Origin of the sequence: Streptomyces sp. NPDC018026 (assembly GCF_044327745.1) — a bacterium.
GTDB lineage: Bacteria > Actinomycetota > Actinomycetes > Streptomycetales > Streptomycetaceae > Streptomyces > Streptomyces rubrogriseus.
In genome coordinates this window covers 1-1455 of the sequence record NZ_JBIRFY010000051.1, presented here as the reverse complement: position 1 = coordinate 1455, position 1455 = coordinate 1, and the positions used below count along the sequence as shown (strand labels likewise).

Here is a 1455-nt window from a genome sequence, read left to right as displayed (position 1 = left end):
CCCACCCCACCACACACCACAGCCACCGCACCCGGATCCACCCCAACCCACGACCCAAACAACTCAGGCACCAACACCCCCGACACACCACCCACCCCACCACCCCACTCATCCAGAAGCTCCCGACGCCCGGCCGGGTCCAGCACCTCCAGCGCACGCAGCCGGATGCCCGGGTCCTCCCCCAGCGCATGCACCAGGTTGCGCAAGGCCGTGTGCAGCAGCGCGCACACCCGGGCCGGATCGGCCGGCGCCACCGCCTCGACACTCAGCACGAAGTCGATTCCGTTGTCGTCGACGGCGGCGGTCACGGGATAGTTGGTGCCCTCCCGGTTGACCAGCGTCCGGATTCCTTCGAGACCGATGCCCGCGCCTTCGGTGGCGGTTCGCGGGACGGACCGGTTGTGCCGGTAGTTGAACAGCGAGGTGAACAGGGGAGCATCGCCCGGAACACCGCTGACCTGCTGCGCGAGGGCAAGCGGGGCATGCTCGTGCACCAGCAGCTCCGCCAGCTGGTCACGCAGGTCGGTCAGGGCATCGCGCACGCCTGAGGAGTCGCCGCGGACGCGCACCGGCAGCGTGTTGATGAAGAGCCCCGGTACCCGGTCCGAGCCGACGCCGGCGTTCACCCGCCCGAACAGCACCGTGCCGAACACCACGTCGTCCCGCCCGGACACGGAAGCCAGCACACGGGCCCACGCGAGATGGAAGACGGTCGCCGCGCTCACTCCAAGCTTTCGCGCCACCTTCCGCGTATGGGCGGCGAGTTCCGAGTCGACGTCCAGCCGTGCGCGATTCACCCCGCTGCCGTCGCCACGCACGTCGAGGAGGCCGTACGGTGCGGTCGTCTCGGTCACGTCTCCGAGCAGACCGGCGAAGTAGCGCTCGTGCTCCTCCCGGGGCACGCCGAGCCGGGCCTGCGCGACGAAGTTCCGGAACGGCAGCGGTTCGGGCAGCGTCTCGCCCTGCCCCGACATGAACGAGTCCAGTTCCGCCAGGAGTACGTCGAGCGTGGTGTGGTCCTGCACCAGGTGGTGGATGCGCAACAGAGCCAGCCAACGGCCGTCGCCGCCGGGGGCGAGGGCAGTATGCACCTGGATCAGCGGAGCGCGGCCGAGGTCCATCCATGCCCCGTCCAGGGACATCAACTGGTCCACGGGATCGGCGCCCAGAGGATCGAGTGTGACCTCGTGGACGGGCAGTTCGGCGTGGCGCTGCACGACCTGGACCGGCTCACGCAGGCCCTCCCACACGATGGCTGTGCGGTAGATGTCGTGCCGGTCCACCACCTGCTGCAGCGCGGTCAGGAAGCCGTCGAGAAGCGTGCGCGACTCGAATCCGACGACGGTCGGCGATGCGTACACGTCTGTGCCGCTGTCCGCGGCCATCCGGTGGTGGAAGAGGATGCCTTCCTGGAGCGGGGCCAGGGGATAGACGTCGGCGATGTTGGAGGCGCCT

General features: G+C 69.4%; 1 protein-coding gene. It reads right to left on the bottom strand.

Annotated elements, in window-relative coordinates; genetic code table 11:
• On the bottom strand, positions 1-1385 hold a 1385-nt coding region (locus tag ACH4D3_RS41200), incomplete at its 3' end, for a condensation domain-containing protein (RefSeq protein ID WP_398332888.1).
• Positions 1386-1455 lie beyond the last annotated feature (70 nt).